We start from the raw sequence: 9049 nt of genomic DNA, 5'->3' as shown, positions 1-9049 counted from the left end.
GGGGTTGGTGGGTGGGGGGGGGGGCCGGGCCGGCCCCCGGGCCCGGGGGGGGGGGGGGGGGGGGGGGGCCCGGGCCCGCGGCGTAGGTGAGCGCCCCGGGCACGCCCGCCTCCCCGAGCACCTGTGCGCGCCGGCCCAGCAGCAGCACCCGGTCGCCGTCCGCGGCGAAGGCGTGCGCCGCCGCCCGTCCGATGCCCGTGCCGCCTCCGCTGATCACGATGTTGCGAGTCATGGGGCGAGCCTAGGAGCGCTCCGCCGCCGGTGCCGGGAGTTGTCACAGGACCGTCACATCCGCACGGCGGCCGTACCGGTCACCGGGCCGGCGGGACGCGTGGGCGGGGGCCGCTCAGCGCAGACTGCGCACGTCGAGGTGGCGCAGCACCCGGTCCACGATCTCCGGGTCCGAGCCGGGCTCGCTCCGCGCGGCCAGCACCTCGTGCCGGGCGGCGCTGAGCATCTCGTTCTGGATGCGCCGCACCCGCCGGATCCGCTTGGCCCGCTGGTGCTGCGCCTCCCGCCGCTCCTCCTCGCCCATGTCCGGGCTGATCCGGATGCCGATGTCGAAGGCGCGGCGCAGCATCTGCTCGGAGAGTTCCTCGGGCAGTTCCTCCACCTGTTCGATCTCGCGCAGCCGGCGCTTCGCCGCCCTCGCGGCCCGGACCGCCAGCTCCTTCTCGAACTCCTTCTCCCGCTCGGAGTCGGCCCGCACCCCGAGCCGCCGCACCAGCCACGGCAGGGTCAGGCCCTGGAGCACCAGCGTCACGACGATCACCCCGAACGCGATGAAGATGATCTCGTCGCGGTCGGGGAACGGGGCGCCGCCGTCCACTTCGAGCGGCACGGCCAGCGCGAGCGCCACCGACGCCACCCCGCGCATCCCGGACCACCACATCACGACGGTCTCCCGCCAGCTGACCGGGATCTCCTCGTCGTAGTCCCGCCGCGCGTGCAGCCGCTTGGTCAGCCAGGTCGCGGGCAGCAGCCACAGCAGCCGGACGACGATCACCACGCCCACCACGGCGGCGGCCCAGCCGAGCATCTCGCCCCACCGCCCCTGGGCCGTGCGGACGGCGTTGTGCAGTTCCAGGCCGATCAGCCCGAAGGCGACGCCCGTGACGAGGGTGTCGATGATGTCCCAGAAGGTGTGCCCGGCGAGCCGGGTCATCACGTCGTCGGCGTCGGTGGCGTACTCGGCGAGGAAGAGGGCGGTGGTGAGCACGGCGAGCACCCCGGAGCCGTGCAGCTTCTCGGCGAGCACGTAGGAGGCGTACGGCACCAGCAGCGTCATTCCGATCTGGAGCGTCGGATCGCCGAGCAGGTCCATCAGCCGGTTCGCGCCCCAGCCCAGCACCAGGCCCACGGCCACCGCGACGACGGCGGACAGCACCAGGTCCAGTCCCGCCTGCCAGGGCGAGAACGCCCCGCTGACGGCGGCGGCGATCGCCACGTGGTACAGCACGATGGCGGTGACGTCGTTGAAGAGGCCCTCGCCCTCCAGGATCGACACCAGGCGGCGCGGCAGGCCGAGCTGGCCGGCGACGCTCGTCGCGGCGACCGGGTCGGGCGGCGCGATCAGGGCGCCGAGCGCGACGGCCGCGGCGATCGGCAGGCCCGGCACGATCGCGTTGGCGACGAACGCCACGCACACCGTCGTCACGAAGACCAGGGCGACGGCCAGCAGGAAGATCGGCCGGACGTTGGCCGCGAACTGCCGCCAGGAGGTGCGCCGGACGGCCGCGTACAGCAGCGGCGGCAGCAGCCCCGGCAGGATCAGGTCGGGCGGGATGTTCACGTTGGGCACGAAGTCGGCCAGGGCGAGCGCCCCGCCGAGGACGGTCATCAGGACCGGCGCGGGCACCCCCAGCCGGTCTCCCACCGGGACGCTCACCAGGGCCGCGAGCAGCAGTACGAACAACAGGGCAAGCTGATCCACGGACGGCGCTCCGGGGGTCGACGATCACACGGCAGATCTCAAGTCTGCCACCGCGACCTGCGGGTACCCCAAGATCGGCGATCTCGTGCACGCGTGTTCGCACATCACCGGGCCCGGCCGCGGGCGCCCTACAGCGCCCGGCGCATCGCCCGGTGCGGTATGCCCGCGTCGGGGAACTCCGGGCCGTACGGCGTGTAGCCGAGGCGCTCGTAGAACCCCAGGGCGTGGGTCTGCGCGTGCAGGTCCACCGCGGCCAGTCCGTGTGCGCGGGCCGCGTCCTCGACGGCGCGCACCAGGGCGGCGCCGACACCGAGCCCGCGGGCCGCCCGGGCGACGGCGAGCCGGCCCAGCGAGCCGACCGACGGGTCGCCGCCGGTCTTGGCGGCCGCCGCCTCGCCGTGCAGCAGCCGGCCGGTGCCCAGCGGCACCCCGTCCTCGCGGACCGCCAGCACGTGCACGGCGACGGCGTCGTAGGCGTCGTACTCGATGTCCTCGGCGACGCCCTGCTCGACCACGAAGACCTCCCTGCGGACCGCGAAGCACGCCTCGCGGTCGGCGGGGTCCCCGGCGGTGCGGACCGTGTACGCCGGGCTCACGCCCACGTCTCCTCCCGGACCTGGTCGAGCGCCCTGCGGAGGTCCTCGGGGTAGTCGCTGGTGAACTCCGCCCAGCCGCCGTCGCCCGGGTGCTCGAAGCCGAGGCGCACCGCGTGCAGCCACTGGCGGGTCAGGCCCAGCCGCTTGGCGAGGGTGGGGTCGGCGCCGTAGGTGAGGTCGCCCACGCAGGGGTGGCGGTGGGCGGACATGTGGACGCGGATCTGGTGGGTGCGGCCGGTCTCCAGCTTCACGTCCAGCAGGGAGGCGGCGCGGAAGGCCTCGATGAGGTCGTAGTGCGTCACCGAGGGCTTGCCCTCGGCCGTGACCGCCCACTTGTAGTCGTGGTTCGGGTGGCGGCCGATGGGGGCGTCGATCGTGCCGCTGGTCGGGTCCGGGTGGCCCTGGACCAGGGTGTGGTAGCGCTTGTCGACCGTGCGCTCCTTGAACTGGCGCTTGAGCGACGTGTAGGCGCGCTCCGACTTGGCGACCACCATCAGGCCCGAGGTGCCGACGTCAAGGCGGTGGACGATGCCCTGGCGCTCGGCGGCGCCGGAGGTGGAGATCCGGTAGCCGGCGGCGGCGAGACCGCCGATGACGGTGGGTCCGGACCAGCCCGGCGACGGGTGCGCGGCCACGCCGACCGGCTTGACGATCACGACCACGTCGTCGTCGTCGTGCACGATCTCCATGCCCTCGACCGGCTCGGCGACCACCTGCACCGGCGCGGGTGCCTGCGGCATCTCGACCTCCAGCCAGGCGCCGCCGCGCACCCGCTCGGACTTGCCGACCACCGCGCCGTCGATCTGGACCTTGCCGGCCGCGGCCAGCTCCGCCGCCTTCGTGCGGGAGAAGCCGAACATGCGCGAGATGGCGGCGTCGACGCGCTCGCCCTCCAGGCCGTCGGGCACGGGCAGGGTGCGGATCTCGGGAATCGTGCTCACCCGTCGAGTATGCCGGACGGCGCCGCCGCCCCCGCACGAGCCTGTGGACAACCCGTCCGGCTCAGTCCTTGTGGACGGTGCCGTCCGGGTCGAGGCCGCGGAAGGACAGCAGCACGATCAGGATGCCGCCGCACACGATCGCGGAGTCGGCGAGGTTGAACACCGCGAAGCCCTTGGGCGCGATGAAGTCCACCACCTCGCCCTCGAAGACGCCCGGCGCCCGGAAGATCCGGTCCGTCAGGTTGCCGAGCGCACCACCGAGCAGCAGGCCGAGCGCGACCGCCCACGGGAAGCTGTAGAGCTTGCGGGCCAGCCGGATGATCACCACGATCACGGCCGCGGCGATGAGCGTGAAGATGATCGTGAAGGCCGCGCCGAACCCGAAGGCCGCCCCCGGGTTGCGGATGGCGTGCAGCTCCAGCAGGTCCCCCACGACCCGGATCGGCGCGTGGCCCTCCAGCCGCGAGACGACCAGCAGCTTGCTGCTCAGGTCGAGGGCGTACGCGAACACGGCCACCGCGAACAGCACGGCGATCCGGCGCCCGCGGCCGGCCCGCCGCTCCCCCGCGTCACCCTCCCCCGGTACACCGCTCGCCCCGGCCGCGCCCGGGCCCGCGGGGGTCCCGGCCGCCGCCGTCCGCTCGCCGTCGCCGTCCGGGGTGTCCGGCATACCGATGATCCGCTCCGCCTCTGCCACGTGAGTCCCTCAACCTAGGTGCCTGACTGGGCACGAGACTACGGCACGGCCCGGCGGCGCCCCACGCTCAGGAGCGGCGTTCCTGCTTCTGCTTGCACTCCACGCACAGGGTGGCCCGGGGGAACGCCTGCATGCGTGCCTTGCCGATGGGCTTGCCGCAGTTCTCGCACAGTCCGTAGGTGCCCGCGTCCAGCCGTTCCAGGGCGCGTTCGGTCTGGGTGAGCATCTCGCGCGCGTTGGCGGCGAGCGCCAGTTCGTGCTCGCGCGTGATGTTCTTGGTGCCGGTGTCGGCCTGGTCGTCGCCCGCGCCGTCCCCGGAGTCCCGCATCAGGCCCACCAGGGACGCCTCGGACGAGCTGATCTCCTCGCGCAGCCGCTCCGTCTCGGACTGGAGTTCCGCGCGGGCCCCGGCGGCCTCCTCCTCGGTCCACGGGTCCTCCCCGGGGCGTACCGCCAGCTCGCCGGCGTCCGCCGCGGTGCCGCGCGCCTTGGGGACGGCGGTCTGGTCCGCCGTGGCGGTGGACGTGGGGGTCTTCTTCGCAACCACCGTCGTGGCTCCCGTCTGCTCCGCGGCCCGCGCCGCGCCCGCTCTCCTGGCCGTGCTCTTCCCCGCCGCCGTCCCCGCCGCCCCCCGGTGACCGGCGGCTTTTCCGGCGGCGGCCTTCCCGGTACCCGCCCGGCCCGCGGCCGCCCGCCTCTCCGCGGGCCGCTCCGCCGCGTCCGTCCCCGTGGCGTCCGTTCCCGTGGCGTCCGTTCCCGTGGCGTCCGTTCCCGGCGCGTCCGTTCCCGTGGCGTTCGCCCGCCCGGCCGCCGTCCTCGTGGCCGCCTTCCTGCCGGCCGTCTTCGCGGGCGCCGCCCGCCCGGCGGCCGCCGGGGTCTTCCGCCCGGCCGTCCTCCCGCCGGCCGCCGGCCCGGCCGCCTTCCCGGCGGCCGTCTTCCGCGCGGCCGCCTTCGCCGCGACCGGGTCCGCGGCAGCCGTCCCCTCGGCGGCCGTCGTGTCCGGAGCCGTCTTCTTGGCGGCAGGCCTCGCGCCGGTCTTCCCGGTCGCCGCCTGCTGCACGGCGGTCTTCTTCGCCACCATGGCCGCGACCCCTTCACATATTGTGATCTTGTTCGCGAATCGTGCTGGGACGATAAATCGACTCGGGTCCCGCGGCAACGGGGCGCACCGCCCGATTCGCCCGCCCGCACCCCCCGAGCCACGGGCCTGCATCCGTTGTGCCCAGCTCCCCGCCCGGTAATCCGCCGGGCCCGCCCGGCCCGGAGCCGGGCCCCCGCCCCCTCGCCGTTCGGGTCACGCGGGCCGCCCGCGCCCCGCCCCCGGAAAACCGGTCAGCCGCTGTCCGCGCGGCGCCGTACACTGGGCGCAGCGAGAAGCGTGGATGGGGACGAGTAGCGGCGTACGCAGCCCAGAGCGACCCGGGGACGGTGTGAGCCCGGGGGCGAGCGCGACGTGAAGATCACCCCGGAGCCGCCGGAAGAAAGCCGCAGCCAGTGCGCTGGGGCCGGTAGAACCGGCTTCGCGACCCCAATGAGGGGGCTCACCGGCGCACAGGGCGCGGCGGAGGGCCAAGGAGGGTGGTACCGCGGGAGCGCGCCGCACACGGCGTAGACAGGAACGAAGGCTCTCGTCCCTCCGACGGAAGGCAGCAAGTCCGTTGGAGGATGCTCGCAGATGACAGCGCCGACGTACCGCCAGGTGCCCGCACAGGTCGACCTGCCCGCTCTTGAGCACGCCGTGCTCGACTTCTGGCGCGAGCAGAAGATCTTCGCCAAGAGCCTGGAGCAGTCCGAGGGCCGCCCGGAGTGGGTGTTCTACGAGGGCCCGCCCACCGCGAACGGCATGCCCGGCGCCCACCACATCGAGGCCCGCGTCTTCAAGGACGTCTTCCCCCGCTTCCGCACCATGCGCGGCCACCACGTGGCCCGCAAGGCCGGCTGGGACTGCCACGGCCTGCCCGTCGAGCTGGCCGTCGAGAAGGAGCTGGGCTTCTCCGGCAAGCAGGACATCGAGGCGTACGGCATCGCCGAGTTCAACGCCCGGTGCCGCGAGTCCGTGACCCGGCACACCGACGCCTTCGCCGAGCTGACGACCCGCATGGGCTACTGGGTCGACCTGGACGACGCCTACCGGACCATGGACCCCGAGTACGTGGAGTCGGTCTGGTGGTCGCTGAAGGAGATCTTCGGCAAGGGCCTGCTGGTCCAGGACCACCGCGTGGCCCCCTGGTGCCCCCGCTGCGGCACCGGCCTGTCCGACCACGAGCTGGCGCAGGGCTACGAGACGGTCGTCGACCCCTCCGTGTACGTCCGCTTCCCGCTCACCTCCGGCCCGCTGGCCGGCGAGGCCGCGCTCCTGGTGTGGACGACGACCCCCTGGACGCTGGTGTCCAACACCGCGGTCGCCGTGCACCCGGAGGTCACCTACGTCGTCGCCACCAACGGCGAGGAGCGGCTCGTCGTCGCCGAGCCGCTCCTCGCCAAGGCGCTCGGCGAGGGCTGGGAGACCACCGGCCGGACCTTCACCGGCGCCGAGATGGAGCGCTGGACGTACCAGCGCCCGTTCGAGCTGGTCGCCTTCCCCGAGTCCGCCCACTACGTGGTCAACGCCGACTACGTGACCACCGAGGACGGCACGGGTCTGGTCCACCAGTCCCCCGCCTTCGGCGAGGACGACCTCAAGGTCTGCCGCTCCTACGGCCTGCCGGTGGTCAACCCGGTCCGCCCGGACGGCACCTTCGAGGAGGACGTGCCGCTGGTCGGCGGCGTCTTCTTCAAGAAGGCCGACGAGAAGCTCACCGAGGACCTCCAGCAGCGCGGCCTCCTCTTCCGGCACCTGCCGTACGAGCACAGCTACCCGCACTGCTGGCGCTGCCACACGGCGCTGCTCTACTACGCGCAGCCCTCCTGGTACATCCGGACCACGGCGGTCAAGGACCGCCTGATCCAGGAGAACGAGGGCACCAACTGGTTCCCGGAGACGGTCAAGCACGGCCGCTTCGGCGACTGGCTGAACAACAACATCGACTGGGCGCTGTCCCGCAACCGCTACTGGGGCACCCCGCTGCCGATCTGGCGCTGCGAGGACGACCACCTCACCTGCGTCGGCTCCCGCGCGGAGCTGACCGGGCTGACCGGCAGCGACCAGTCGGACCTCGACCCGCACCGGCCGTACATCGACGAGGTCGTCTTCGCCTGCCCGCACGAGGACTGCGGCAAGACGGCCACGCGCGTGCCGGAGGTCATCGACGCCTGGTACGACTCGGGTTCGATGCCGTTCGCGCAGTGGGGCTACCCGTACAAGAACAAGGAGCTGTTCGAGAGCCGGTACCCGGCGCAGTTCATCTCCGAGGCGATCGACCAGACCCGCGGCTGGTTCTACACGCTGATGGCCGTCGGCACCCTCGTCTTCGACAAGTCGTCGTACCAGAACGTCGTCTGCCTGGGCCACATCCTGGCCGAGGACGGCCGCAAGATGTCCAAGCACCTGGGCAACATCCTCCAGCCGATCCCGCTCATGGACCAGCACGGCGCGGACGCGGTGCGCTGGTTCATGGCGGCCGGCGGTTCCCCGTGGGCGGCCCGCCGGGTCGGCCACGGCACCATCCAGGAGGTCGTCCGCAAGACCCTGCTGACGTACTGGAACACGGTCGCCTTCCAGGCGCTGTACGCCCGTACGTCGCAGTGGGCGCCGTCCGCGGCGGACCCGGCCCCGGCCGAGCGCCCGGTCCTGGACCGCTGGCTGCTGTCCGAACTGCACGCGCTGACCGACCAGGTGACCCGGGCGCTGGAGGCGTACGACACCCAGCGCGCCGGCAAGCTGCTGTCCGCCTTCGTGGACGACCTGTCCAACTGGTACGTCCGCCGCTCGCGCCGCCGCTTCTGGCAGGGGGACAAGGCCGCGCTGCGCACGCTGCACGAGGTGCTGGAGACGGTCACCCGGCTGATGGCCCCGATCACCCCCTTCATCACCGAACGGGTGTGGCAGGACCTGGTCGTCCCGGTCACCCCGGGCGCGCCGGAGTCCGTGCACCTGGCCACCTGGCCGGAGGCGGACCTGGCGGCGATCGACCCGGAGCTGTCGAAGCAGATGGTCCTGGTCCGCCGGCTGGTGGAGCTGGGCCGCGCCACGCGCGCGGAGTCGGGTGTCAAGACGCGTCAGCCGCTGTCCCGCGCGCTGATCGCGGCGAGCGGCTTCGGCTCGCTGGACCGCGAGCTGCACGCGCAGATCACGGAGGAGCTGAACGTCTCCGCGCTGGCGTCGCTGTCCGAGGTGGGCGGCTCGCTGGTGGACACGACCGCCAAGGCCAACTTCCGCGCGCTGGGCAAGCGGTTCGGCAAGCGGGTGCAGGACGTGGCGAAGGCCGTCGCGGGCGCCGACGCGGCCGCGCTGTCCCTCGCCCTGCGCGAGGGCACGGCCTCCGTGGAGGTCGACGGTGAGACGGTTACCCTCGCCCCCGACGAGGTGATCATCACGGAGACCCCGCGCGAGGGCTGGTCGGTGGCCTCCGACTCCGGTGCCACGGTGGCGCTCGACCTGGAGATCACCGAGGAGCTGCGCCAGGCGGGCCTGGCCCGGGACGCGATCCGGCTGATCCAGGAGGCCCGCAAGAACAGCGGCCTGGACGTCGCCGACCGGATCGCCCTGCGCTGGACCTCCACGGACCCGGCGGTGGTCGCGGCGCTCGGCGAGCACGCCGCGCTGATCGCCGACGAGGTCCTCGCGACCGACTTCGCCCAGGGCGAGGCGGACGACACGTTCGGCGAGCCCTTCACCGACGAGGGCCTGTCGCTCGTGTTCCGCCTGCGCAAGGCGTAACGGACACCGGGAAGGGCCCGGTCCCCCTGGGGGGCCGGGCCCTTCCTCGTGCCCGCGGTGGGC

The 9049-nt window shown here is 73.4% G+C and carries 6 protein-coding genes and 1 pseudogene; 1 reads left to right on the top strand and 6 read right to left on the bottom strand.

Going from position 1 to position 9049, the window contains the following annotated elements; translation table 11 throughout:
• Positions 1-73: 73 nt before the first annotated feature.
• From ACZ4K2_RS28965 to ACZ4K2_RS28940, 6 genes and pseudogenes are all read right to left on the bottom strand, one after another.
• A pseudogene (locus ACZ4K2_RS28965) lies at positions 74-232 on the bottom strand (oxidoreductase); the annotation flags it as partial.
• Between the two features lie 114 nt (positions 233-346).
• Positions 347-1933: a Na+/H+ antiporter gene (locus ACZ4K2_RS28960; RefSeq protein WP_467469448.1), complete on the bottom strand. Its 1587-nt coding sequence runs from the start codon at positions 1931-1933 to the stop codon at positions 347-349.
• A gap of 128 nt (positions 1934-2061) precedes the next feature.
• Positions 2062-2529, bottom strand: a complete 468-nt coding sequence (locus tag ACZ4K2_RS28955; RefSeq protein WP_467469446.1) for a GNAT family N-acetyltransferase — start codon at positions 2527-2529, stop codon at positions 2062-2064.
• Positions 2526-3470, bottom strand: a complete 945-nt coding sequence (locus ACZ4K2_RS28950) for an RluA family pseudouridine synthase (protein ID WP_467469444.1) — start codon at positions 3468-3470, stop codon at positions 2526-2528. Before ACZ4K2_RS28950 ends, ACZ4K2_RS28955 begins: the two co-directional genes overlap by 4 nt.
• Positions 3471-3531: 61 nt before the next feature.
• Complete coding sequence (gene lspA / locus ACZ4K2_RS28945) at positions 3532-4167, bottom strand: signal peptidase II (protein ID WP_467469442.1); 636 nt, start codon at positions 4165-4167, stop codon at positions 3532-3534.
• Positions 4168-4234: 67 nt separating this feature from the next.
• Complete coding sequence (locus tag ACZ4K2_RS28940) at positions 4235-5248, bottom strand: TraR/DksA family transcriptional regulator (RefSeq protein WP_467469440.1); 1014 nt, start codon at positions 5246-5248, stop codon at positions 4235-4237.
• A gap of 594 nt (positions 5249-5842) precedes the next feature.
• Here ACZ4K2_RS28940 and ileS point away from each other — a divergent pair.
• Entirely contained in the window at positions 5843-8986 is a 3144-nt protein-coding gene (gene ileS / locus ACZ4K2_RS28935; RefSeq protein WP_467469438.1) for an isoleucine--tRNA ligase, read from the top strand.
• Positions 8987-9049 lie beyond the last annotated feature (63 nt).

The sequence above is a fragment of the Streptomyces sp. NPDC025833 genome (assembly GCF_055558055.1).
The sequence above is the reverse complement of the archived record's forward strand: the minus strand, read 5'-3'. Positions and strand labels throughout refer to the sequence as shown.